General features: G+C 38.6%; 24 protein-coding genes. 23 read left to right on the top strand and 1 reads right to left on the bottom strand.

Translation table 11 applies throughout. The features are described 5' to 3' along the window. The first annotated feature begins 55 nt into the window (after positions 1 to 55). From atpD to JFT89_RS17640, 4 genes are all read left to right on the top strand, one after another. Complete coding sequence (gene atpD / locus JFT89_RS17655; protein ID WP_002139020.1) at positions 56 to 1,465, top strand: F0F1 ATP synthase subunit beta; 1,410 nt, start codon at positions 56 to 58, stop codon at positions 1,463 to 1,465. Between the two features lie 20 nt (positions 1,466 to 1,485). After that, positions 1,486 to 1,887 (top strand): F0F1 ATP synthase subunit epsilon, encoded by a 402-nt coding sequence (gene atpC / locus JFT89_RS17650; RefSeq protein ID WP_002016279.1) that lies wholly within the window; start codon positions 1,486 to 1,488, stop codon positions 1,885 to 1,887. A gap of 330 nt (positions 1,888 to 2,217) precedes the next feature. After that, positions 2,218 to 3,003 carry a DUF975 family protein gene (locus JFT89_RS17645; protein ID WP_002068585.1) on the top strand — a complete coding sequence of 262 codons (786 nt, stop codon included), beginning with the start codon at positions 2,218 to 2,220 and terminating at the stop codon, positions 3,001 to 3,003. Positions 3,004 to 3,047: 44 nt separating this feature from the next. Beyond that, positions 3,048 to 3,701, top strand: a complete 654-nt coding sequence (locus tag JFT89_RS17640; protein ID WP_002068586.1) for a DUF975 family protein — start codon at positions 3,048 to 3,050, stop codon at positions 3,699 to 3,701. A gap of 17 nt (positions 3,702 to 3,718) precedes the next feature. On the opposite strand, the gene JFT89_RS17635 is transcribed toward JFT89_RS17640, so the two are convergent. Next, positions 3,719 to 6,448 carry an EAL domain-containing protein gene (locus tag JFT89_RS17635; protein WP_016096487.1) on the bottom strand — a complete coding sequence of 910 codons (2,730 nt, stop codon included), beginning with the start codon at positions 6,446 to 6,448 and terminating at the stop codon, positions 3,719 to 3,721. A 307-nt stretch (positions 6,449 to 6,755) separates the two neighbouring features. Here JFT89_RS17635 and nuoA point away from each other — a divergent pair, with 307 nt between their 5' ends. From nuoA to spoIIQ, 19 genes are all read left to right on the top strand, one after another. After that, positions 6,756 to 7,124 (top strand): NADH-quinone oxidoreductase subunit NuoA, encoded by a 369-nt coding sequence (nuoA, locus tag JFT89_RS17630; protein ID WP_000179270.1) that lies wholly within the window; start codon positions 6,756 to 6,758, stop codon positions 7,122 to 7,124. Next, on the top strand, positions 7,115 to 7,633 hold the full coding sequence (nuoB, locus tag JFT89_RS17625) for an NADH-quinone oxidoreductase subunit NuoB (protein ID WP_002089729.1): 519 nt from the start codon (positions 7,115 to 7,117) through the stop codon (positions 7,631 to 7,633). The genes nuoA and nuoB overlap by 10 nt, the downstream gene beginning before the upstream one ends. Further along, positions 7,630 to 8,985, top strand: a complete 1,356-nt coding sequence (locus JFT89_RS17620) for an NADH-quinone oxidoreductase subunit C (protein WP_201040421.1) — start codon at positions 7,630 to 7,632, stop codon at positions 8,983 to 8,985. The genes nuoB and JFT89_RS17620 overlap by 4 nt, the downstream gene beginning before the upstream one ends. A gap of 3 nt (positions 8,986 to 8,988) precedes the next feature. Next, positions 8,989 to 10,089 carry an NADH-quinone oxidoreductase subunit NuoD gene (gene nuoD, locus JFT89_RS17615; protein WP_201040420.1) on the top strand — a complete coding sequence of 367 codons (1,101 nt, stop codon included), beginning with the start codon at positions 8,989 to 8,991 and terminating at the stop codon, positions 10,087 to 10,089. Next, positions 10,089 to 11,090 (top strand): NADH-quinone oxidoreductase subunit NuoH, encoded by a 1,002-nt coding sequence (nuoH, locus tag JFT89_RS17610; protein ID WP_002068471.1) that lies wholly within the window; start codon positions 10,089 to 10,091, stop codon positions 11,088 to 11,090. The genes nuoD and nuoH overlap by 1 nt, the downstream gene beginning before the upstream one ends. A 25-nt stretch (positions 11,091 to 11,115) precedes the next feature. Next, positions 11,116 to 11,535, top strand: coding sequence for an NADH-quinone oxidoreductase subunit NuoI (gene nuoI / locus JFT89_RS17605; protein ID WP_000677191.1), 420 nt, complete (start codon positions 11,116 to 11,118; stop codon positions 11,533 to 11,535). After that, on the top strand, positions 11,532 to 12,056 hold the full coding sequence (locus JFT89_RS17600; RefSeq protein WP_016096491.1) for an NADH-quinone oxidoreductase subunit J: 525 nt from the start codon (positions 11,532 to 11,534) through the stop codon (positions 12,054 to 12,056). Before nuoI ends, JFT89_RS17600 begins: the two co-directional genes overlap by 4 nt. Further along, positions 12,049 to 12,363, top strand: a complete 315-nt coding sequence (nuoK, locus tag JFT89_RS17595; protein WP_000100081.1) for an NADH-quinone oxidoreductase subunit NuoK — start codon at positions 12,049 to 12,051, stop codon at positions 12,361 to 12,363. Before JFT89_RS17600 ends, nuoK begins: the two co-directional genes overlap by 8 nt. A 29-nt stretch (positions 12,364 to 12,392) precedes the next feature. Beyond that, positions 12,393 to 14,255, top strand: coding sequence for an NADH-quinone oxidoreductase subunit L (nuoL, locus tag JFT89_RS17590; protein ID WP_201040419.1), 1,863 nt, complete (start codon positions 12,393 to 12,395; stop codon positions 14,253 to 14,255). Beyond that, the gene (locus tag JFT89_RS17585; RefSeq protein ID WP_016121105.1) at positions 14,252 to 15,754 is read left to right on the top strand and encodes an NADH-quinone oxidoreductase subunit M; all 1,503 of its coding nucleotides are present in this window, start codon (positions 14,252 to 14,254) and stop codon (positions 15,752 to 15,754) included. The genes nuoL and JFT89_RS17585 overlap by 4 nt, the downstream gene beginning before the upstream one ends. 7 nt (positions 15,755 to 15,761) lie before the next feature. Beyond that, on the top strand, positions 15,762 to 17,276 hold the full coding sequence (gene nuoN, locus JFT89_RS17580) for an NADH-quinone oxidoreductase subunit NuoN (protein WP_016096492.1): 1,515 nt from the start codon (positions 15,762 to 15,764) through the stop codon (positions 17,274 to 17,276). 215 nt (positions 17,277 to 17,491) lie between these two features. Then, positions 17,492 to 17,728, top strand: coding sequence for a DUF1146 family protein (locus tag JFT89_RS17575; RefSeq protein ID WP_002113021.1), 237 nt, complete (start codon positions 17,492 to 17,494; stop codon positions 17,726 to 17,728). 51 nt (positions 17,729 to 17,779) lie between these two features. Then, entirely contained in the window at positions 17,780 to 18,484 is a 705-nt protein-coding gene (locus JFT89_RS17570) for a YwmB family TATA-box binding protein (protein WP_201040418.1), read from the top strand. Between the two features lie 39 nt (positions 18,485 to 18,523). Beyond that, positions 18,524 to 19,828 (top strand): UDP-N-acetylglucosamine 1-carboxyvinyltransferase, encoded by a 1,305-nt coding sequence (gene murA / locus JFT89_RS17565; protein WP_002068497.1) that lies wholly within the window; start codon positions 18,524 to 18,526, stop codon positions 19,826 to 19,828. Positions 19,829 to 20,185: 357 nt separating this feature from the next. Then, on the top strand, positions 20,186 to 21,205 hold the full coding sequence (gene spoIID / locus JFT89_RS17560; RefSeq protein WP_002166416.1) for a stage II sporulation protein D: 1,020 nt from the start codon (positions 20,186 to 20,188) through the stop codon (positions 21,203 to 21,205). 102 nt (positions 21,206 to 21,307) lie between these two features. Next, positions 21,308 to 22,315, top strand: coding sequence for a LytTR family transcriptional regulator DNA-binding domain-containing protein (locus tag JFT89_RS17555; RefSeq protein ID WP_002068498.1), 1,008 nt, complete (start codon positions 21,308 to 21,310; stop codon positions 22,313 to 22,315). Positions 22,316 to 22,494: 179 nt separating this feature from the next. Then, complete coding sequence (locus tag JFT89_RS17550) at positions 22,495 to 23,337, top strand: ABC transporter ATP-binding protein (protein WP_201040417.1); 843 nt, start codon at positions 22,495 to 22,497, stop codon at positions 23,335 to 23,337. Beyond that, positions 23,337 to 24,044 carry an ABC transporter permease gene (locus tag JFT89_RS17545; protein WP_002191277.1) on the top strand — a complete coding sequence of 236 codons (708 nt, stop codon included), beginning with the start codon at positions 23,337 to 23,339 and terminating at the stop codon, positions 24,042 to 24,044. Before JFT89_RS17550 ends, JFT89_RS17545 begins: the two co-directional genes overlap by 1 nt. Positions 24,045 to 24,205: 161 nt before the next feature. Next, complete coding sequence (gene spoIIQ, locus JFT89_RS17540; protein ID WP_078205023.1) at positions 24,206 to 25,189, top strand: stage II sporulation protein SpoIIQ; 984 nt, start codon at positions 24,206 to 24,208, stop codon at positions 25,187 to 25,189. Positions 25,190 to 25,268 lie beyond the last annotated feature (79 nt).

The raw sequence follows: 25,268 nt of genomic DNA, 5'->3' as shown, positions 1-25,268 counted from the left end.
AAGCCGACTTCTCTTAGAAAGCTGGCTAATTAAAAGAAAGCTAGGAGGGAACCCGATGAATAAAGGGCGCGTTACGCAAATCATGGGTCCGGTTGTAGACGTTAAGTTTGATGGCGGAAAGCTACCAGAAATCTACAACGCCCTTACGGTAAAACAAAGCAACGAAAACGGAGCAAGCATTAACTTAACATTTGAAGTTGCACTTCATTTAGGTGATGACACAGTTCGTACAGTTGCAATGTCTTCCACAGATGGACTTGTTCGTGGCACAGAAGTAGAAGATACTGGTAAAGCAATCTCTGTACCAGTTGGTGATGCAACACTTGGTCGTGTATTTAACGTATTAGGTGATGCAATTGACTTAGATGGTGATGTTCCTGCGGATGTACGTCGTGATCCAATTCACCGTCAAGCGCCTGCATTCGAAGAGTTATCTACTAAAGTAGAAATTCTTGAAACTGGTATTAAAGTAGTAGACTTACTTGCTCCTTACATTAAGGGTGGTAAGATCGGTCTATTCGGTGGTGCCGGTGTAGGTAAAACAGTATTAATTCAGGAATTAATTAACAACATCGCACAAGAGCACGGTGGTATCTCTGTATTCGCTGGTGTAGGTGAGCGTACTCGTGAAGGTAACGACTTATACCACGAAATGAGCGATTCCGGCGTAATTAAGAAAACTGCGATGGTATTCGGACAAATGAACGAGCCACCTGGAGCACGTCAACGTGTTGCATTAACAGGTTTAACAATGGCTGAACATTTCCGTGATGAGCAAGGACAAGACGTACTATTGTTCATCGATAACATCTTCCGTTTCACGCAAGCGGGTTCTGAAGTATCTGCCCTTCTTGGTCGTATGCCATCTGCGGTAGGTTACCAGCCAACACTTGCAACAGAAATGGGTCAATTACAAGAGCGTATTACATCTACAAATAAAGGATCTATCACGTCTATCCAAGCGGTATACGTACCAGCCGATGACTATACGGATCCAGCACCAGCTACAACGTTCGCTCACTTAGATGCAACAACAAACTTAGAGCGTCGTTTAACACAAATGGGTATTTACCCAGCCGTAGATCCATTAGCATCTACATCTCGTGCGCTTTCTCCAGAAATCGTAGGAGAAGAGCATTATGGAGTAGCTCGTCAAGTACAGCAAACTTTACAGCGTTATAAAGAGCTTCAAGATATCATCGCTATCTTAGGTATGGATGAGTTATCTGAAGAAGATAAGTTAGTTGTACATCGTGCTCGTCGTATTCAATTCTTCTTATCACAAAACTTCCACGTAGCTGAACAGTTTACAGGTCAAAAAGGTTCTTACGTACCTGTAAAAAATACAGTTAGTGGTTTCAAAGAAATTCTAGAAGGAAAATATGATGACCTTCCAGAAGATGCGTTCCGTCTTGTTGGTAGCATTGAAGAAGTTATTGAAAACGCGAAGAAAATGATGGCGTAAGGCCTTAGGAGGGACGAATTATGAAGACATTTCCAGTCAGTATTGTAACTCCTGATGGACCGGTTTACGAAAAAGAAGTAGAAATGGTAAGCGTAAAAGCAGAGAGTGGGGAAATGGGGATCTTACCAGGTCACATTCCAACTGTTGCACCTTTAAAAATTAGTGCGGTTCGTCTGAAAAATGGTGGGCACACTGATTATGTAGCAGTAAGCGGTGGCTTTATCGAAGTTCGTCCAGATAAAGTAACTGTATTATCATCATCTGCTGAAGAAGCAAACCATATCGATATCCATCGTGCAAATGAATCGAAACGTCGCGCTGAGCAACGTATGCAAGATAAACAAGCGCATGTTGACTTTAGACGTGCAGAAATGGCCTTGCAGCGTGCTGTGAACCGTTTAAACGTTTCTGATATGAAGTAAAAAAATCCGTAAGGGCTCTTGCCTTTACGGATTTTTTGTTATGGATATAAATAATAAGAGGAAAAAAAAGCCTCTCTTTAGGTAGGAGAGAGCATCTAGCCGTGCATAGAAGCGGTCAGAGCCTTTTTTTGCCCCATGCCAAGTGAAAATCAAGAAATAAAAAGAACTGCAGGTTCGTTTTTTGTTATGCATAGATGTGTTTTATTTAAATGTCGAAACTGAAACTCAATTTAATAGATAGAATAAACTGACAAAATTGGTATAATTATATTGTTATATGTATAAGTAGAGAATATATAACAATTTATATTTCATAAAGGAGATGAACAAATGATCGGTGAAATGAAACGAGAAGCATTGTACTCTTTAAAGGGAAAATGGGGACTAGGTGTTGGATCAACGATTTTACATATTATTTTAAGTTATGTTGTTTCAATGGCTGCAATGCTTATACTTTTAATTCCAGGAATTATTATATTTTTCTTAGTTGTTGGTTTAGCGGGTTCAATTGAAGAGGAAGCAATATCAGTCGGGGCAGGTATTACATTTGGAATTTTTTATTGCATAATGATCATTTTGAGTAATGCATCTTATGGTATTACATCATACGGTTATACGAATGTGTTGCTACAAATTAGTAAACGAGAAGATGCTAGAGTAGATTATTTATTTGAAGGATTTCGTGGCTTTAAAAGAATGATGAAAACAATGTGGGCTATGCTTGCGATTTTGTTATATACAGGTACGTGGATTCCGATGTTGTTACTAGGTGTATTCGCGTTTTTTGGTGAGGAAGGGAATGTATCGTTAACAATTGCTTTCTTTGTACTATTAGCTATTTCGATTGTTGTAATGATTGTGATGTATTTTTCTTATGCGATGACGTATTATGTTATGGTTGAAAATCCAAATTATAGCGTTTCACAAGCAATGAGAGAAAGTAAGAACGTTATGAAGGGACATAAACTAGATTTATTTCTTTTATGGCTTAGCTTCATAGGATGGGCTATTTTAGCGATTCTTACTCTTGGAATAGGATTTCTTTGGCTTAGTTCATATGTAGGTACAACGACAGCACATTTCTATCGTTATATCTCAAAAGACGAATTGAAGTAGGGACGTGCTATACTAATAGAATTATTACGTATTGGAGGCTAATTATGATTAGTGATTTAAAAGGAGAAGCACTAGATTCACTAGAAGGAAAATGGGGCTTAGCTGTTGGGGCAACATTACTTATTTCGATTCTTATTTCAGCTTTTAGTTTTAGTATTGATTTCATTTTCTCTCAGGTTTGGGATTGGAAAGAAGTGAATAATTCACTTTTAGTAGATGGTATTGCAATATTGATGGTAGGTCCATTAACGCTAGGTGGTTATTGTTTAGCACTACATATAATTCGTGAAAAAGAAGCGCGTATTGGGCATATATTCAGATGGTTTACAGAAGGAAGTAAGTTTATAAAGTCATTTTTATTATATATAGTAGTAAACATTTATATTTTCTTATGGTGTTTACTATTTATTATTCCAGGCATTATTAAATCATTTTCTTATGCGATGACGTATTTTATTATAAATGATCGTCCTGAGTATTCAATAAATCAAGCTATTACAGAAAGCCGTCGTATGATGGATGGACATAAGATGGAGTATTTCATTTTATGTTTAAGTTTTATTGGTTGGTTTATATTAAGTTGTATTACGTTAGGGATTGGATTCCTATGGTTGATTCCATATTTTTATACAACAACAGCAGCTTTTTATGAAGAGATTGCAGAAGAATATTACGAGAAAAGAATTCCAACACTTTAAAAAACACCCAGTGTGAACTATTGGTTCATACTGGGTGTTTTTTGTAGAAATTTTATAAACTGTTTACTTGTTAGAGGTTTACTGAAATAGTAACCTTGCATGTATTTACAGTTGTTTTTTTTCAGGAACTTAAGCTGTTTTTCTGTTTCAATTCCTTCAGCAACGACAGAGAGATTTAATGTATTTGCAAGAGAAAGGATAGTGGAAACGATGGCTCTCTCTTCAGGTCGATGATCGGCTAGTTGTGTAAATTCTTTTGGTACTTTTAATGTATCAATCGGGAAAATTGATAAATAAGCAAGAGAAGAGTAGCCGGTACCGAAGTCATCAATGGACGTTTGAATACCGTATTCTTTTAATTGCTTTAGTCTCAATAATGTTTCTTTTTCATCAATCATCGCAATTCGTTCTGTTAGCTCAAGTGTTACATCTTTTGGGTCAATCTTTACGTCCTTTAGTATTCGTGAAATATTTTCGATTAATTGATTTTGTTGAAATTCTTTCGCTGATAAATTGACACTCATTTTTAAGTTTGTGTATCCAAAACTTTGCCATATTTTTAGTTGACGACAAGACTCTCGTAGCACCCAATGCCCAAGTGGGATGACCTGCGGAGTCTCTTCCACAATTGGAATGAACTCACATGGTGAAATGTCACCTAATAGTGGATGTTTCCAACGGATTAAAGCTTCGGCACCGATAATTTTATTCGTTGTAATGTCAACTTGTGGTTGATAGACGAGAAAGAATTCTTTATTTACTAAAGCAAGTGGTAAATCTTTTTCAATTCGAGCTTTTCGCTCCATTTTTTTATATAACTCTTTCGTATAAAGTGAGCTACCATTCTTTCCTTTATTTTTGGTTTCGTACATGGCCATATCAGCATGTTGTAAAATAGATAACGGATCTTCGCCTGCTTCTGGATATATTGCAATCCCGATACTTGGCGAGATTTGTAAATGTTGATTTTCAATTTCGAATGGCTCATTCATAGATAGTACAATCATATCAGCTATTTTTTGTACATCCCTATCTTCTTTATAATCTTCTATAAGAATTGTGAATTCATCCCCAGCTAACCGAGCAAGTTTCATATTTGACGTCGATATTCGTTCTAGTCTTTTTGCTACAGCAATTAAAAGAAGATCTCCTACCCGGTGACCGAGAGTATCGTTAATAACTTTAAAACGGTCTAAATCGAGAAACATAACAGCAAAAGGTCTTTTTGATATTTTTGCTCGTGCAATTGCCTTTTCTAACTGTTGATGAAATGAACGGCGATTCGCAAGTTCCGTTAAAGTATCGTGATATGCTAGGAAATTAATTTGCTCTTGTTGCTGCTTGCTTTCTGTAATATCTTTAATCATTAAATAGGCCCCAGAAATATGTTCCTTTAAAAAGATGGGAACAGCTGTAACATGTAAGTAGTAAATATCTCTATTTTTATGATATGCCCGTATTTCTAAAGAAATAGATTTCCCTTTTTTCACGTGATGAAAGGCAGTAATGATTTCTTCTAAATCTTGTTCATACATAAGTGAATAGTATGGTTGGTTTAATAATTCATTCGTTTGATAACCGAGTAAAGTAGTTCCAGCGTTGTTCACATTGAGAAAATTACCGTACAAATCTAATGTGAAAATTGGATCTGGATGATGCTCGTATAAAGATTTAAACATTTGTTGGTTATGATATAACTCATTTTTTTGTTCTACTAAATCTTCTGTACGTAGTTCGATTTGTTTCTCGAGTTCTAAGCTGAATTGCATTTGTGCTAGCAATAATATTTTATTTTGTCTTCGAACTAACGTATGGCGTATGAGAACGAAGGCGAAAGTTACCATAAGTCCAATTACTATGATAGGTGCAAAAACATTTTCGACCAATATAAAAACAATAAGCATCACGACAGAAATATACGGTAATGATAATCGGATTGATTCACCAAATTGAGGCGTTAGTAATATTTGTTCTTGTTTTTCGGGCTCTTTTGTGTGAAGTATACAAGCGATTGCTACCAATAATAAGGTTACTTGATATAATGGAGCAACTGTGAACATAGAGTGCTCAGGCTGGAAGTATTTTATATAAGCATAAATAGAATCCGTAGTAGCATACAAAATTAAAGCACTGCCAAGAAGAGCACCAACTTGCTTTGGTAGTAAGGATAATGGTCTGAATAAAAGGTTGATTCCTATTAAAAGAAAGAGTAGATCAGCCATTGGATACGTGAGTTGAACAAACATGTCGATATATGATGTTGTAAAAATATGAATGGTTCTTTCAATAAGTAAATAGTAGCTTAAAGTAAATTGAGCAGTAACAATAATACAAATATCACATATCGTAAAAAGCTGTTCCAATAAATCTCGGCCATAAATAATTTCATATAGAAAGGCAAATGCAAAGCTAATTAAAAATAATAAGTAAAAAAAGTCTGATGGATCAACGAATGTATAGTAGTCATGCAGAATTAAGCGTTGATAAGCAACTACTATATCACCGATGAAATAAGAAAAGGATCCGATAGTTAATGTTATCCAAAACAAACGAGATAACCCATGTTTTATATTTGAAAAATGAAATATATAACTGCAAATTGTAATATCAATTAATATGGTACTTATTCCAGTTAATATTTGAAATGGAAGTGCGTACTCATATAAAAAGGACATTGATACGTAATGAATAGCTATATACAACAATGAAATGCTTATAAGAATACTTACATGTGTTTGTTTTTTCATTTATATCACCCACTGTATATACATAAGAACTACCTTTTTTTAGTTTATGCTTTTTAGGATTGCTTGAAAAACATATAGAATTTCTATATTTATTTTACACATTTATAAGGAGTTGTAAAAATAGATTTGCTCAGCAAGTATTAATTGTTGTTTCTGTTCCCAATATATCGACATAGGAATTTGAAGTTTGCTATAATGAATTAAATAGTTGCATTATTTAGAAAAATTTAAAAATAATAAATAATGCAAGTAAGACATATTGTTTACTATGTGAACTTGTTCTTAATTCAGGGGGGAGGGTTTCACAATGGCAAGTGTATATGAAAATAGTTATATGATCGTTTTGATTTTCTTGCTATTAGGTATATTGCTGCCGGTAGTGGCTCTTACATTAGGGAAAATGCTGCGTCCAAACAAACCGAGTGCAGCGAAAGCGACGACGTATGAGAGTGGAATTGAGCCTTTTCATGATGCAAATATTCGGTTTCATGCTCGTTATTACATTTTCGCCTTATTGTTCGTCATCTTTGATGTAGAAACTTTATTTTTATACCCATGGGCTGTTGCATATGACAAGCTTGGTTTATTTGCACTGATTGAAATGCTCATTTTTGTTGTGATGTTGCTAGTTGGATTAGCGTATGCTTGGAAAAAGAAGGTGTTACAATGGTTATAAATTTTGAGGAATTACACCCACAGGAGCGAGCGGAATTAGAAAGGAATATCTTTTTTTCTACATTGGAACAGTTGAAGGGATGGGCGCGGAGCAACTCTTTATGGCCGATGACATTTGGACTGGCATGCTGTGCGATTGAAATGATGGGAGTAGGCTCATCACATTACGATTTAGATCGATTTGGGTCATTTTTTCGGACTTCACCAAGACAATCGGATGTCATGATTGTGTCAGGAACGGTAACGAAGAAAATGGCACCTATTGTTCGGCGCTTATATGATCAAATGCCTGAACCGAAGTGGGTAATTGCGATGGGATCTTGTGCAACAGCCGGTGGCCCGTATGTGAATTCGTATGCTGTTGTGAAAGGTGTAGATCAAATTGTACCAGTTGATGTGTATATTCCTGGATGCCCTCCAAATCCTGCTGCTTTAATTTATGGAATTAATAAATTAAAAGAAAAAATTCGTTACGAGGCGAGGACCGGGAAGCAGGTGACGAATAAATGAGTGATCCAAATAAAGACTTAGAAAGTATGAAAAGAGAAGCAGCCCGTCATGCGAAAGAGGAAGCGCGAAAACGTCTTGCTGCGAAACATGGGGTGGAAATGTCTAAACTTGAAGGAGAACATCGAGAAAAAGAGAAAGCGCTACCAAGAGATAAGGGGCTTAATGTAGAAGAAGCGAAGGCGAAAGCTGCAGCAGCTGCAAAAGCAAAAGCAGCGGTATTAGCGAAACAAAAGCGAGAAGGATCAGAAGAAGTAACGGACGAAGAAAAAGCCAGAGCGAAGGCAAAGGCCGCAGCAGCTGCAAAAGCAAAAGCAGCGGTATTAGCGAAGCAAAAGCGAGAAGGATCAGAAGAAGTAACGGACGAGGAAAAAGTTAAAGAAAAGGCGAAAGCCGCAGCAGCCGCAAAAGCAAAAGCAGCGGTATTAGCGAAACAAAAGCGAGAAGGATCAGAAGAAGTAACGGACGAGGAAAAAGTTAAAGAAAAGGCGAAAGCCGCAGCAGCCGCAAAAGCAAAAGCAGCGGTATTAGCGAAGCAAAAGCGGGAAGGATCAGAAGAAGTAACGGACGAAGAAAAAGCCAAAGCGAAGGCGAAAGCTGCAGCAGCTGCAAAAGCAAAAGCAGCGGTATTAGCGAAGCAGAAGCGAGAAGGATCAGAAGAAGTAACGGACGAAGAAAAAGCCAAAGCGAAGGCCGTAGCAGCTGCAAAAGCAAAAGCAGCAGCGTTAGCGAAGCAGAAAGCCTCACAAGGTGAGGGGGATTCTGGAGATGAGAAAGCAAAGGCAATTGCAGCCGCGAAAGCGAAAGCCGCTGCTGCGGCAAGGGCAAAGGGATCTGTAAATAAGATAGAAGACGAACTGCAGCAGGAAGAACCATCAGTTAACCAACCATATTTAAATCGCTATGTGGAGGTTGTTAAGGAGAGTGTAGGAGAATATGCATTAGTAGATTCCTATATTAATAAGCTTTCAAAAGATGTTCCAACGCTTGTGGCGGAGCCTTCGAAATATTATGAAGTGATGGAGTTAATGCGATTGCATGAGGGACTTGCTTTTGATTATATGTCAGAGCTACATGCGACGGATTTTGTGACACATATGGAAGTATACGTTCATTTATTTTCATATGGAAAGAAACAGTCAGTAGCAGTGAAGGTAAAGCTGGATAGGGAAGCGCCGCAAGTAGAATCGGTGACGCCGCTTTGGAAAGGGGCAGATTGGCCGGAGCGTGAAGCGTATGATTTGCTCGGTATTGTATTTGAAGATCATCCTAATTTATCTCGCATTTTAATGCCGGATGATTGGGTGGGGTATCCGCTTAGGAAGGATTATGAACCGTATGATGTGGAGGTGTAGCTTGTGATCCGTACGGAAGAGATGCTCTTAAATGTAGGGCCGCAGCATCCGAGTACACATGGTGTGTTTCGGCTTGTAATTAAGATTGACGGGGAAATTATTAAAGAGGCTACACCGGTTATCGGATATTTGCATCGCGGAACAGAAAAGATCGCTGAGAGCTTGCAATATACACAAATTATCCCGTATACAGATCGAATGGACTATTTATCAGCAATGACGAATAATTACGTCCTTTGCCACGCTGTAGAGACGATGATGGATCTTGAGATTCCAGAGCGTGCTGAATATTTACGGGTGCTTGCGATGGAGCTTGGGAGAGTTGCGAGCCATCTCGTCTGGTGGGGAACGAACCTGCTTGATATAGGAGCGGTTAGTCCATTTTTATATGCCTTTCGTGAACGAGAGATGATTATAAATTTATTAAGTGAATTGTGCGGTGCAAGGCTTACTTTCAACTATATGAGAGTCGGCGGCGTGAAGTGGGATGCGCCAGACGGCTGGATTGAAAAGGTGAAAGATTTTGTTCCGTATATGAGAGAGCAATTGGCAGGTTACCACGACCTCGTTAGCGGAAATGAAATTTTCTTAAATCGTGTGAGGGGCGTTGGCGTATATAGCGCGGAAGAGGCGATCTCGTATTCTTTAAGCGGCGCAAATTTGCGGTGCACGGGAGTCCGCTTTGATCTTCGCAAAGATGAGCCGTATTCTATTTATGATCGTTTTGACTTTGATGTTCCTGTTGGGATCTCGGGAGATGCTTGGGATCGCTACGTTTGCCGGATGGAGGAAATTGAGGAGTCATTGAAAATTATTGAGCAAGCAGCCGAGCAGTTCCCGAAAGACGGCGCTGTGCTGGCGAAAGTCCCGAAAATTATTAAAGCACCTAAGGGAGAAGCGTTCGTCCGTATAGAGTCACCGCGGGGAGAGATTGGCTGTTATATTGCTAGTGATGGAAAGAAAGAGCCGTACCGTTTGAAATTTCGCAGACCGTCTTTTTATAATTTGCAAATCTTACCGAAGTTATTGAAAGGTGAAAATATCGCCAATTTAATTACGATTTTAGGTGGGGTTGATATTGTACTTGGGGAGGTTGACGGCTAATGATTGAGACGCTCTTACAATCACCTTCAAGTTGGACGAATTTCTTCATTTTTTTCGGATTAGCGGTGCTTCTATTATTTGCAGTCCTTGGCTTCGTTACATACGGTATTTTGGCAGAACGGAAAGTGATGGGATTTATGCAAGGACGGATTGGACCAAACCAAGTTGGGGGCCGGTTCGGTTTACTCCAAACGGTAGCTGATGTTTTGAAATTATTATTAAAAGAAGATAGCATTCCGAAAGCTGCTGATAAACCGTTGTTTATATTAGCACCTGTTATTGCATTTGCACCAGCATTTATGGTGCTTGCGGTTATCCCGTTTACTGATAAATTTCAGTTCGCGGATATTGGCGTAGGGTTACTGTATTACATTGCTGTCTCTGGGATTACGACGATCGGAGTTGTAACTGGGGGATGGGCATCAAATAATAAATATTCCCTTTTAGGAGGGATGCGTGCGGCAGCGCAAATGATTTCTTATGAGATTCCACTTGTGATGAGTGTAATTGGCGTCGTTTTGTTAGCTGGTAGTCTTAACTTGAATGAAATTGTAGCGGCGCAGGAAAAGGTATGGTACATTTTCGCACAGCCAATCGGTTTCGTCATTTTCTTAATCGCGGCAGTTGCAGAGTTAAATAGGACACCGTTTGATTTACCCGAAGCGGAGTCAGAACTTGTTTCAGGATACCATACGGAATACTCAGGTTTTCGCTGGGCGTTTTTCATGCTTTCAGAGTATGTGTATTTCTTCGGGATGTCATCTTTAATTACAGTACTCTTTTTAGGAGGCTGGAATCCAGTTATGTTCCTTGGGTTTATTCCAGGAGCCGTATGGTTTGCTTTGAAATTCAGCAGTGTGGTCTTTCTATTGATTTGGTTCCGCGTTACGTTCCCGCGCATAAGAGGTGACCAGTTAATGGAGTTTGGCTGGAAAGTATTATTACCAATCGCACTTGCAAATATTTTCTTAACGGCATTGATTAAGGAGCTATTCTTCTAATCTATAAAGGGGGTGCCAGTAAGAGATGAAAGGACTATTTAAAGGGTTAAAATATACGCTTAGTAATTTGAGTAAGAAAAAGGTGACGTATGATTATCCAAATCAACCGTTGCCATTACCAGACCGATTTCGAGGTATTCAAAAGTTTTATCCAGAGAAATGTATTGTTTGTAATCAGTGTTCCAACATTTGTCCGACAGATTGCATTCAATTAACAGGAAAAAAACATCCTGATCCTACGAAAAAAGGGAAAATTATCGACACGTATGATATTAATTTTGAAATTTGTATTCTTTGCGATTTATGTACAGAAGTTTGCCCGACAGAGGCGATTGTAATGACAAATAACTTTGAACTTGCAGAGTATTCACGTGATGATTTATTTAAAAATTTGCAGTGGCTTGACGAGAACGACGAGAACGTCAGGAAGGAGAATAAAGCATGAATGGCGAGTTTGTAGCTTTCTTTATATTATCCTTGTCTGCGATTATCGGCGGCGTTCTTATGCTGAATTTAACGAAAGTAATGCATATGATGCTGGCCCTTGTGCTTACGTTCCTTAGCATTGCGGGTTTGTACTTTCTCTTATCAGCCGAATTTATCGGAGTGGCACAAATTTTACTTTACTCTGGTGCGATCACTATTATTATGATTTTTGGCATTATGTTAACGAAACATAACGCGGAAAATGAATCGCGCCTTACTCTTCGAAAATGGATTATCTTCTTTGCGGTTGTATCGTTTGGAGCAGTTATGTATTTCGCTGTTAATAGTATCGATTTTTCAAACCAAAGCACACAAGGAAGTTTACCTCTCCATGAAAATAACACACTTCAAATCGGTACACTTCTCTATTCAAAATATATTATTCCATTCGAATTAACCTCAGTTATTTTACTTGTAGCACTTGTAGGAGCGATTATCCTTGCGAAGAAGGATGAGGGAGAGGAGGATTCCCATGAGTAGCGTTCCGGCTTCTGCATATTTAACACTTGCGATTATTTTGTTTTGCATCGGCTTATTTGGAGCTTTAACAAAGCGAAATACAGTAATTGTATTAGTTTGTATCGAATTGATGTTAAACGCCGCCAATTTAAATCTAGTAGCGTTTAGTAAATTAGGCTTGTTTCCGAATTTAACAGGACAAATTTTTTCGCTGTTTACGATGTCTGTAGCGGCAGCGGAGGCAGCGGTAGGTCTTGCAATTTTGATTGCTTTGTACCGTAATCGCCCGACAGTTCATGTAGATGAGATGGATACGCTCAAAGGATAGCATTGTGACCGAAAAGGGGGAAGGAAACAATGATCGATTATGCATGGCTCATACCGCTTTTCCCGCTTGTTTCGTTTTTGTTACTTATTGTGTTCGGGAAGAAAATTAGAGAGGGAAGTAGTGTACTAGGTATTTTCTTTACCTTTCTCTCCTTTATATCCGCGGTAGTGGTACTAATAGAACGATTTTCATCCGAGGCAGTGAAGCATAAGTGGGTATGGCTTAGGGTAGGAGATATAGATATATCATTTGGTTTTGAAGTTACCGCATTAGGGGCTTTAATGTTGTTTATCGTTACACTTGTGAGTTTTCTTGTACATGTGTACTCAAAAGGTTATATGAAAGGTGACACCAGATTACCAACCTTTTATGCATATTTAGGGCTCTTTACCTTTGCGATGCTTGGGCTAGTTATATCGACGAATTTATTACAGCTTTATATATTTTGGGAGTTAGTCGGCCTTGGTTCGTTTTTACTTATCGGTTTTTATTTCTTTAAAGAAGAAGCGAAGGCTGCTGCGAAAAAGGCTTTTATTATGACACGCATTGGGGATGTTGGGCTATTTATTGGGATGATATTAATTTTTTGGTACGCAGGTAGTTTTGAATATGACGCGATTTTTAAAGCGATTCATACGGGCGACCTCTCTCCTTCTATGATTACAATAACGGCGATATTAATTTTTATCGGTGCGATGGGGAAATCGGGTCAGTTCCCGCTTCATACATGGTTGCCAGATGCAATGGAAGGACCGACGCCTGTTTCGGCGCTTATTCACGCGGCAACGATGGTTGCAGCCGGCGTATATTTAGTAGCGACGATGTTCCCGCTATTTTCAGCAAGTGCGGTAGCGATGCAAACTGTGGCAATCGTTGGGGCTTTCACCGCAATCTTTGCGGCCTCTATTGGTCTAGTACAAACTGATATTAAGAGGGTTCTTGCTTACTCTACAGTTAGTCAGCTCGGGTATATGATGCTTGCGCTAGGCTCGGCTGGTTATGTAGCTGGTATCTTTCACTTAACGACACACGCCTTTTTTAAAGCATTATTGTTCCTGGCAGCAGGAAGTGTAATTCATGCAGTCCATACGCAAAACATTAATAAAATGGGCGGTTTACAGAAAAAGATGAAAGTAACCGGTGCACTATTTTTAATAGGCACACTTGCAATTAGTGGTGTTCCTCTTCTTTCCGGATTTTTTAGTAAAGATGAAATTTTAGCGGCGGCTTGGATGAATGGCAATTACTTTCTATTCGTTTTAGCAGTAATTGCGGCATTTCTAACAGCATTTTATATGTTCCGTCTATATTTTCTTGTCTTTACCGGGGAAACGAAGACGAAGGAAGAGGTGCATGAATCACCTCGCACCATGACGTATCCGATGATTGTCCTTGGTGTTCTTGCGGTAGTGGCCGGTTATATAAATACACCGTGGTTCGGAACGTTTCTTGGGGATTGGCTTACGAAAGATGTGGGCTTCAAAGTGAAAGACGTGCATGGACCAGCTTGGATTATGGTTGTTGCGACGCTCGTTTCATTTGCGGGAATTGCCCTTGCGTATTTCATATATGGCAAGAAATCTATCTCTAGAGATTGGGCCGGCGGAGAAGGGACGCCTCTTTATAACCTTTTGAAAGGAAAATATTATGTGGATGAACTATACAATGTGACGGTGCTTCCTATTACGAAAGGAATCGCTCATGTGCTTCGCTTATTTGAAGTATACGTTGTAGAAGGAATCGCAGTTTTAATTGCTGGACTCGTTAAAGGTATGAGTGGCCTAGGATCGCGGCTTCAAAACGGGAATGTACAAGTGTATGGAACTGTAACAGCAGTTTCGCTCGCAGTGCTCCTAATTATTTTGTTATATACGGGAGGGGATTTACGGTGAATGGATTGCTATTAACGTTCTTCATTTTTTCCCCGCTTTTAGGAATTCTCTTGCTTTTATTAACGCCGAAACGAGAATCGCGTACAGTGCAGGCGCTTGGTTTATTCGGAACGGCGCTTCCATTTGGAATTGCTATCGTCCTTGCTTGTACATACGCTTCAGGAAAGAGCTTATCGATATTTGATGAAAAGGTGAAATGGATTCAATTTGGGGATTTCACAGCAGTGGACAAAAGGTGGTTTTCAATTTATTACGAGCTCGGCATTGATGGTTTATCGCTTGTAATGATGGTGCTCACAGCCCTTCTAGCGATGCTTGCAGCTATTGCGGCATTTTCTATTAAAAGAAATTTGAAAGCATTCTACATGCTGTTACTCATGTTAGAAATAGGTATGCTCGGTGTCTTCGCTGCTCAAAATTTAATGTTGTTCTTCATGTTCTTTGAGATTACGTTGCCACCAATGTTTTTATTAATTGGCAAGTGGGGGAAATTGTCGAGTGAAAAGGCTGCATATAGTTATTTAATATATAACGGTATTGGATCAGCTATTTTACTTATCGTTTTCTCGGTTTTATTTGCGAAAACAGGTACAACAAATATTGCGGAGCTTAAAGAAATATTAACGAGTGTAGGTGCTGGGGGAGGAATGGCCGTCTCAAGTAGCGTACAGTTCGGCTTGTTTCTTGCCATAATGATTGCTTTTGCGATTAAACTCCCTGTTTTCCCTTTGCATCGCTGGATGGTCAATGTACACATAGAAGCGCATCCTGCTGTAGTTATGCTTCACGCGGGGGTTTTGCTGAAGATTGGCGCGTACGGTATTGTTCGCTTCGGGAAAGGATTATTCCCAGAATATTTTCGTGATTTTGCAACGCTAATTGCGATTTTAGGGGTAATTAATTTATTGTATGGGGCCTTTCTAGCACTCATCCAAACGGACTTTAGAAAGGTACTTGCTTACTCTAGTATTTCGCATATGGGCATTGTATTAATGGGGCTTGCGGCGTTAAATGCACCAGGTACACAAGGGGCATTGTTCCAAGTTGTGTCTCACGGTTTAATTGCGGCCTTACTCTTCTTCTTGCTTGGCATTATTGAAGAGCGTTTCGGGACTTCGGATATTACAGCACTTGGTGGACTTGCAAAAAGTGTTCCGGTGCTTAGCGGTTTCTTCCTAGCGGGCGGTATGGCATCGCTTGGAATGCCAGGGATGTCCGGATTTATTAGCGAATTCCTTGCCTTTCTCGGTTTATTCCAAGGGAAACCTGTTATCGCCGCCGTCGGTGTAATTGGAATTATTTTAACCGCTGTATACGTATTAAGAGCGACACTTCAAGTGATATTTGGTAAGAAAGAATGGGAAGCGAAATTTGATATACACGGATGGGAGTACGTTCCTGTTATAGTGCTTATCGTTTGTATTATTGCAATTGGGGTAATGCCAGAACTACTAGGGGATCCACTTCAAACTACATTGAAAACATTGGGGGTGAAGTAGGATGGATATGAACACGTTACTTAGCTTATCATGGCATCTCATGGTACCAGAATTCATTATTCTCGGGGCAGCCATCCTTCTTTCCATATGTGATTTGTTTTTTAAGCTGAACCATAGGTACGTTGCGATTGGTGCAATTGCCGCTACCTTGTTAGCGATAGTGTCATTAATGACGCTATACAGCGAACCGGCAGGAGATATTTTAAATGGATCGTTTGTACTAGATGGATTTTCAAAAGGATTTAAAACGTTGTTATTAGGCGGAGCAGCTCTCGTTTTATGTATGGCAATAAGCGATGACAAGAAGGAGCCTATTCAAGATAAAGGAGAATATTATTATTTGTTTTTAATGGCGCTTCTTGGAGCGATGTTCATGGCTTCTAGCGTTGATTTCATCACATTGTTCGTTGGTTTAGAGTTGCTTTCGCTTTCTTCCTATATTTTAGTAGGAATCCGAAAAAGAAACCGTGCATCGAATGAGGCTGCAATGAAATATGTCATTAACGGAGGAATTGGAACAGCAATTACACTCTTTGGAATGAGCTATTTATACGGTATTACAGGGTCGACCAACATAGTGGAAATGCAAAAGGTATTTACGCAAGGATTGGCTGGGGGCATTCAGTTATTGTTAGCCCTCGCATTTCTACTTTTGCTCGTTGGACTCTCATTTAAAATTGCAACAGTGCCATTTCATATGTGGGCACCAGATGTGTATGAGGGAGCGGCTACACCTGTCACTGCTTTTCTCGGAACGATTTCTAAAATTGCTGGTTTTCTACTCATTACGCGTTTGTTTCTTATGGTGTTTGCAGGTGTGGCAATCCAAGGAGACGCACAATCTTTGTACGGGCGTATGAGTATATACATTGCGGTACTAGCTAGTATTACGATGATTGTTGGGAACGTAGTAGCATTAAAGCAATACAATGTAAAACGTCTATTTGCCTATTCAGGTATCGCGCATGCTGGGTATTTGCTAGTCCCTCTTGTAGCGCTATCGCAGTTTACGATGGATAGTATGTGGTTTTATATGCTTGCATATATGCTTATGAATATAGGGGCATTTGCAATCATCCACGGATTAATCTTACAAAATGATAAGGAAAATATGACTATTTTTACAGGGTTATACAAGCGATCCCCATTTACAGCTATAGTGATGACGATCTTTATTTTATCATTAGCTGGAATACCGGGGACAGCAGGTTTCATCGGAAAAATTAACATCTTTTTAGGGGCACTTCATGTTGAGCCTGCTCATTACGTATTAGCTTCTATTATGATGGGGACAACAGTTATTTCATTCGTATATTACTTCCGGATATTACAGCAAATGTTTTTCCGCACAGAAGGGGCAGAAGAAAAGCTTCGGTTACCGTTAAATATAAAGATTGTCATGAGTCTTTGCGCAATTTCAATTGTAATACTGGGGATTATGCCGATGATTGGTTACAATTTCTTCTATGAATATTTTCCATTAATGAAAGATTTCTTCTTCTTAGGGAACGTGGTACAATAGTAAAAATAAAAGGTGTAGAGTCCGTACTCTACGCTTTTTATTTTGGAGTAACAGCAAATGAAAACACCTATAGGTATATGTTTTTTAACAGAAAATTACGATGTAAAATGTAAGATGTTTATTTGCGTGTGAAAAAGTGTGGCTCCTACTTATTTATGGTATCGTTTTTTACATTTTGCGTAAGTAGTAGCCAAGCAAAAAAAGGGGTCGATTTTTTGGCACATCTTTTAGGGCAACAAGCACTGATTGCCATTGTTTCGCATTTATTGTTTATTACCATTACGTGGTGGGCCTTACAAGGTATTCACATTGAGCGCTTAATGAAGTCTGGAAAAGTGATGCAGACGAGAGTATTACTTATCCTAATTACAATTACAATTGGGACATCTGTAAGTAACTTTTTCCTTGATTATTTAGGCTATTCAAAGAGTTTAACGTATTTAGTAAAGTAAGTGTATAGAACCTCATATCTCCGTTAACAATGGGGATAGGAGGGGATGAAATTGAAGTTTAAAGCCATTCTTATCGTTATCGTAAGTGTTGTTTTATTTTTGGTTGGATATAAAGAGATGAAACCTATAAGCGATGAACAGAAAATGGAGAGCATGATTGCAGCTTTAGAGAAGAACGATGCAAAAGTAGAGCGGTGGTCATGGTTAGCGCGAGAAACGAAAACAATTTCTAATATACATACGTTTCAAAAATTGTTAAACGATGTGAAGGAAAAGGCAAACATTGAAAGTTGGGAATTAGAACAATCTCCAGATGGATATAAGGCTACATCCTATAAAAAATCTTCTTCACATGAAGAACGAATAGTAGTAACTTGGAGTAAGGAAAATACTAAAGAAAACACTTTTATTATTTTTGAAGTGAGCGGGGCGAAATGGGACCCGAAGTACGTTCAGAACATGGATAAAATTTTTAGTGAAAAACCTATAATTTACACTTGTGTTCAAGGTGTACTGAATGATAAGATTGAAGGTGTTTTGCAAAATAAAACCAATCAGGTTTTGAAAGATCTTTCAGCAAGAGCGATCGAACAGATAGAAGAAAGAGCATTTGTATCAGTCTCCGCATATAATAAAAAGTGGAATGACGCTCTTTCAACAAATAGAGAGAAAATAAATGTGCAAATAGCAATACGTTCTACAAACAACAAAGATACAATTGTGGTTGGCACACCGATCATAACTTCTGAGTATTGAGTGGATAGATACTGAAAAAAGGACACGGAGGGGAATAATTTGGAAAAGATCATCGTCCGTGGCGGAAAGCGGTTAAGCGGCACAGTGCGTGTTGAGGGCGCAAAAAATGCTGTATTACCTATAATCGCTGCAGCCCTATTAGCGAGTGACGGAAAGAATGTACTATCTGAAGTGCCAGTATTATCTGATGTATACACAATTAACGAGGTATTACGTCATTTAAATGCTGAAGTCGTATTTGAAAATAACCAAGTAACAATCGATTCTTCTAAAGAATTAAACATTGAAGCACCATTTGAGTATGTACGTAAGATGCGTGCATCTGTTCAAGTAATGGGACCATTATTAGCACGTAACGGTCGTGCTCGTATTGCACTTCCTGGTGGATGTGCAATTGGTTCACGTCCAATTGACCAACATTTAAAAGGCTTCGAAGCAATGGGAGCGAAAGTAAAAGTTGGTAACGGATTTGTTGAGGCACACGTAGAGGGCGAACTAAAAGGAGCTAAAATTTATTTAGACTTCCCAAGCGTAGGCGCGACAGAAAACATTATGTCTGCAGCTACATTAGCAAAAGGGACAACAGTCCTTGAAAACGCAGCGAAAGAGCCAGAAATCGTTGACTTAGCTAACTTCTTAAATGCAATGGGAGCGAAAGTACGCGGAGCTGGAACTGGAACGATTCGTATTGAAGGCGTTGAAAAATTATATGGTGCAAACCACCCTATTATTCCTGACCGTATTGAAGCAGGAACATTCATGGTTGCAGCGGCAATTACAGGTGGAGACATCTTAATTGAAAATGCTGTGCCTGAACATTTACGCTCAATTACAGCGAAAATGGAAGAAATGGGTGTTAAAATTATTGAGGAAAATGAAGGTGTACGTGTTATCGGCCCAGACAAGTTAAAAGCGGTTGATATTAAAACTATGCCTCATCCAGGTTTCCCAACAGACATGCAATCACAAATGATGGCATTATTACTACATGCTGATGGAACAAGTATGATTACAGAAACGGTATTCGAAAACCGCTTTATGCACGTTGAAGAATTCCGTCGTATGAATGCTGATATTAAAATCGAAGGTCGTTCTGTAATTATGAACGGTCCAAGTAGCTTGCAAGGAGCTGAAGTTGGCGCAACTGATTTACGTGCTGCAGCAGCATTAATCTTAGCTGGTTTAGTATCAGAAGGTTATACTCGTGTAACAGAGTTAAAACATCTTGACCGCGGTTATGTAGACTTCCATAAGAAATTAGCTGCATTAGGTGCAACTATTGAACGTGTAAACGAAAAAGTAGAAGAAGTGAAAGAACAAGAAGTTTCTGATCTTCACGCTTAATTGAAGTAGTCTCTATGTCTTTTGACATAGGGGCTATTTTTTTGGGTTATTACTGTTATAGTCAATAAATTCTATACTTATGCACGTCTCAGTAAAAATATTTAGAAAATTTTTGTTTTATTCCACTATTTGCGGTCAGTAAGCCCCACACCTCAAAGTTCGGCGAATGGGAGGAAGTTAGGCGGGAGATCAACTGCCCGTAAATGCCCGATTGGTGAAGACTAATAATCAGTGGGGGATGGACAAAACCCCCACTGATTAAAGTTTCACTTTATATCGATACCCCCAAGTATGTTCTAAAAAATCCCGTAGTTCCATAAGAATGAAAGGAATCCAACTTTATATTGGGGGAATAGGATGAAATTTTCAAAGCCACTTTTCATTACAGTAGCGCTCCTAATAGCGCTCGTTATCATTGTACCTGCTGCTCTTGTTATTCCGTTTGCGAAAGCAAAAGTAGGGGAAGAAGCAGCTTCTAAAACTCCTCCAGCGATAGAAAGTATACCAGCTCCAGGGAAAGTGGATACAGCGGTTCAAGTTGCTGTATATCGTGATCAGCAGAAGAAGGTAGAAACATTACCTATGGAGGAGTATGTGGCCGGTGTAGTAGCTTCTGAGATGAATGCCAGCTTTGAAATAGAGGCGCTAAAGGCGCAGGCATTAGCAGCAAGAACATTTGTAGTGCAGCGTATGCTAAGCGGTGGTAAGAAAAACAATGCGGACGTGACAGATACAGTGAAAGATCAAGTGTACAAAAGCAAAGAGGAATTGAAGAAACAATGGGGTAATAACTACGAAAATAATTTAAAGAAAATTGAGGAAGCCGTTTCGAAAACCGCAGGACAAGTTTTAACGTATGATGGAAAACCAATTTCAGCATCCTTCTTCTCAACGAGTAACGGACGAACAGAAAATGCAGCTGATTATTGGGGAAATGATTATCCATACTTAAAGAGTGTAGATAGTCCGTGGGATCAAGCCTCTCCAAAATTTACGAGTGAGCAAAAATTCACAGTAGCTGATTTTCAAAAACGTCTCGGTGTGAAAGTGCTAGCGGACGGAAAGGTTGGTAATATTAAAGACCTTACGGAAGGAAAGCGAGTAAAGGATGTAGAGTTCCAAGGGAAAACATTAACAGGAAAACAAGTTCGTGAAAAGTTAGATTTACGCTCCTCAGACTTTACGTGGAAACAAGAAGGGGATAACATCACCGTTACAACGAAAGGATTCGGTCACGGCGTCGGTATGAGCCAGTACGGTGCGAATGGTATGGCAGCGGAAGGTAAGAAATATACAGAGATAGTCGCTCATTACTATAAAGGCATTGAAATAAAGACGATGAATGATTATGAAGGAAAATTGATGGTGAAGAAGTAGGTGTCAGGGGTTTCCTGATACCTACTTCTTTTTTGTTTAAAATATCATAATTTTCCATTAATTGTTTGGTATAATAGGATAAAAACATTTGGGGGAGACGAAATGGCGCTACTGGAGTTGAAACAGTTAGGGAAGACGAACCAGTTACCGGCAATTGAGCTAGAGGTTGAGAAGGGACAATGTGTTGTTTTGCAGTGTAATAACCATACAGCTAAAGTGTTGCATCGCATTATTATTGGAGAAGAAGAGGCTTCTTCAGGTAGTGTGTTATTTGAAGAGGAGCCGATTGGAAAGAAAGTATATTCCCGCATCGGTTTTTGTTTTTTGAGAGATGAAGCATACGACCGTTTGAAGGTGAAGGAGTACTTTAAGTTTATATTAGGGCTTTATGAATCTAACATGAGTATGGAAGAAGTAGTACAATATGTCGGTCTCCTAGATAAGTTGAACGTTAAAATAGAAAAATTGTCATTTTCAGAGAAACGCCGTCTTCATCTTGGGCGAGTTATGATTCATAATCCGGATTTAGTTATTTTAGAAGAGCCAGAGCAAAATGTGGATACAGAGAGTACGATCATTATTCGAAAAGCGATTATGAAAATGAAAGAGCAAGGAAAGGCAATCTTTATTACGTCCTCCTTTTTATCAGATGCCCTTTCGCTGACAGAAGATGTGTACATATTAAACAACGATGGTGTGAAAAAGATAGAAATAGAGCAAGAGGAAGTTGAAGAAGTCGATGAAGAAAAAGTAGTTCAAATGATTCCGCAAATGAAACTTGAAAGAATTCCAGCGAAAGTGAATGATAAAATCATTTTACTGGATCCGATGGAAATCCATTTCATTGAAACACAAAATGGAGTGACACATATTCATGTGCGCGAAGGGGATTTCGTATGCGCATTAACATTAAGTGAACTAGAAGTGAGATTAACAGGATTTGGATTCTTTAGATGTCATCGCTCGTACCTCGTCAATTTACAAAGAGTACGAGAAGTTATTACGTGGACACGTAATAGTTTTAGTTTAATTTTGGATGACGAAAGAAAAAGTTCAATCCCGCTTTCAAAAGGACGAATGGATGAATTAAAAGGTGTAATTGGGCTATAAAAATGCTCCGATAAGCTCAAAATACGATTCATTCACCGGTAAAAATACTCCTTTTACTGGTATTTTACTGCGCCTACCCTTTGTTTTTCATATGATTGAGTCAAGAAAAGCGAAACAAACAAACGAAAAGCGCTAAAGCGACTTTCATCTATAAAAAGAAAAACAAAGGGGATGACGAAATGACATTGGCAGTTGAAATGAAAGATGTAATGAAAAGTTTCGATGGAAAAACGGCCCTTCGAAATGTAAATATTGAGGTGAAGCAAGGAGAAATCTTTGGATTCCTCGGACCGAGTGGATCTGGTAAAACAACAACAGTAAAGATTTTAACTTCTCAATTGCTTCATAGCGTTGGAACAGTACGAGTGTTAGGGAAAGACATTACAGGGCCAAGTAGTATCGATTACAAACGAATCGGTATTTTAACAGACAATAGCGGCTTATATGAAAGACTTAGCATTTATGATAACTTACTATTATTTTGCGACTTATACGATTGTAAAAAAGAACGAATTGATGAAGTACTAGCACAAGTGAACTTATTAGATGATAAAAAAACACAAGTAAAAAAATTGTCAAAAGGAATGAAGCAGCGTGTCACACTAGCGAGAGCGATCCTTCACAAACCAGATATCCTCTTCTTAGATGAACCAACATCTGCACTTGATCCAGTAAACGTACAAAACATTCATAAAATCTTAAAAGACTTAAATAAAGAAGGAACAACGATTTTCTTAACAACGCACAACATGGATGAAGCAGAAACGCTTTGTAACCGCATCGCCTTTCTATGCGGCGGAGAAATTGTAGCGCTTGATACACCAGAAAACCTTCGCCTACAATACGCAAAAGATCAAATACAAGTCGTATTAAAAGATAAGCAAAAAGAAGTAGTGCAAAAAGACGAATTAGGTGCAAAACGTATTTCAGAATGGATGAAAAAAGGTGAATTACTATCCATTCATTCACACGAACCAACGCTAGGCGATATCTTTATTGAAGTTACTGGGAGGGGATTATAATGACATTTTCAATGAGACGATTTTCAGCTATTTTTCGGAAAGAGTTACAGGATTTTAAAACGAATTCACAAACTTTAATTATGATGGCAATGCCAGTTTTCTTTGCAATACTATTTAGTCGTGCAGATAACTTTAGAGAAGTTGGGGCAGGTACATTAACTGCGATGGCGTTAGTTATGGTCGGAGGTTTTGTACAGGCAATGCTCATCGCTGAAGAAAAAGAAAAAAATACGCTTCGTGTTCTTATGCTATCACCAGCATCATCAATTGAAGTATTAATTGGTAAAAGTTCATTAACAGGTCTGATTACAGTTGCAATTTGTTTTATTAATCTACTTATTTTAGGTAAATTAGAAGGTAATTTTGCATTATTATTACTCATCTTTGTTCTTGGAATGCTAATATTTAATCTCATTGGCACTTGTATCGGATTATTAGCTCAAAATGTGCCACAAACCTCAACAATTGGATTGCCAATATTAATGACATTTCTTTTGGGCGATTTAATTGGAATGTTTGTGAAGAATGAAGTTGTTACAAAGATGATTGGTTATTTACCAACTCGTCATATCGGTCTTGCAGTTAGCAGTGTTATAAAAGGTGAAGGTTTTAGTGCAATTGCTAGTAATTTATTGAATATAACTATTTGGTTAGTTGCAGTACTTGTTATTACGCTCTTCATTTATAGAAAGAAACAAATGGACTAAAAACTGAGCTGAAACGCTCAGTTTTTTCCTTTTTCTATCATTTCCTCGGAAATTTTGCAATTCCTATACATATTTTTACAGATTTTGTCGAAAAGTAATTAGTTATAGGTTGTATAGGATGAGTGAATATTGTTCAAAATGATTGCTGAGGTGATGATGGAATGCGAGGAAGAAATAGTAAAAAGTCGCAAAAAGTAGTACATTTATTTCAAAAAAGATGGGTGTTTCCGGCACTATACATTGCTTGTGCAGCGGTAATCTTAATGGTTGCGCTATGGTTCCAGGGAGCTAATCCAAAGAAAGCTCCGAACCAAGATCAAGCAACACCGTATACACAAACGGAAGATCCGGCAGTACCAGTAACAAAATCTTCAGAAGTAGTGAAAATGCCAACTGCAGCAAATGCAGAAGTAGTAGTACAGAAGAAATTCTATGAAGATGCAGCATCAGAGGCGGAACAAGAAAAAGCACTTGTCTTTTATAACAACACATATTCCCCGAATAAAGGAATTGACATTGCTGCGAAAAACGGAAAAGAATTTGATGTTACAGCTGCTTTAAGTGGTACAGTAACGAAAGCTGAAAAAGATTCACTTCTTGGTTATGTTGTAACAGTAGATAGTGGAAATGGTGTAGCAGCATCTTATCAAAGCTTAGGCAGTGTGAAAGTAGAAAAAGGTGCAAGAGTCGCGCAAGGTGAAGTGTTAGGAAAATCAGGTCTAAATGCAATGAATAAAGATGCAGGTTCTTACGTTCACTTTGAAGTACGTAAAGACAATGTGGCTGTGAACCCTGAGCGTTATTTAAATAAATCAGTAGCAGAAATTAAAGCTGATGCAGGTGCTGCAAAGGCGACAAATGCTTCTGGTAAAAAAGCTGATGACAAATCTCAAAAAGAAGAAAAGTCAACAAGCACGAAACCAGAAGATAAGTCTCAAAAAGAAGAGAAATCAACAAGCGGCTCGACTAGTGATAAAGAGACGAACGGCAAACAAGATGAGAAATCTCAAAAAGAAGAGAAATCAACAAGCGGCTCGACTAGTGATAAAGAGACGAACGGTAAACAAGATGAGAAATCTCAAAAAGAAGAAAAATCAACGAATGGTTCTACAGAATCATCTAACGGTTCTTCTTCACAAGAATAATAAAGTGAAAAAATCAGTTCTCATTAGGAGAGCTGATTTTTTTATCCCGCATTAACTGGCAGTAAGACTCCCACCTCAA

The organism is Bacillus sp. TH25 (assembly GCF_016650935.1).
Classification (GTDB): domain Bacteria; phylum Bacillota; class Bacilli; order Bacillales; family Bacillaceae_G; genus Bacillus_A; species Bacillus_A mycoides.
The sequence above is the reverse complement of the archived record's forward strand: the minus strand, read 5'-3'. Positions and strand labels throughout refer to the sequence as shown.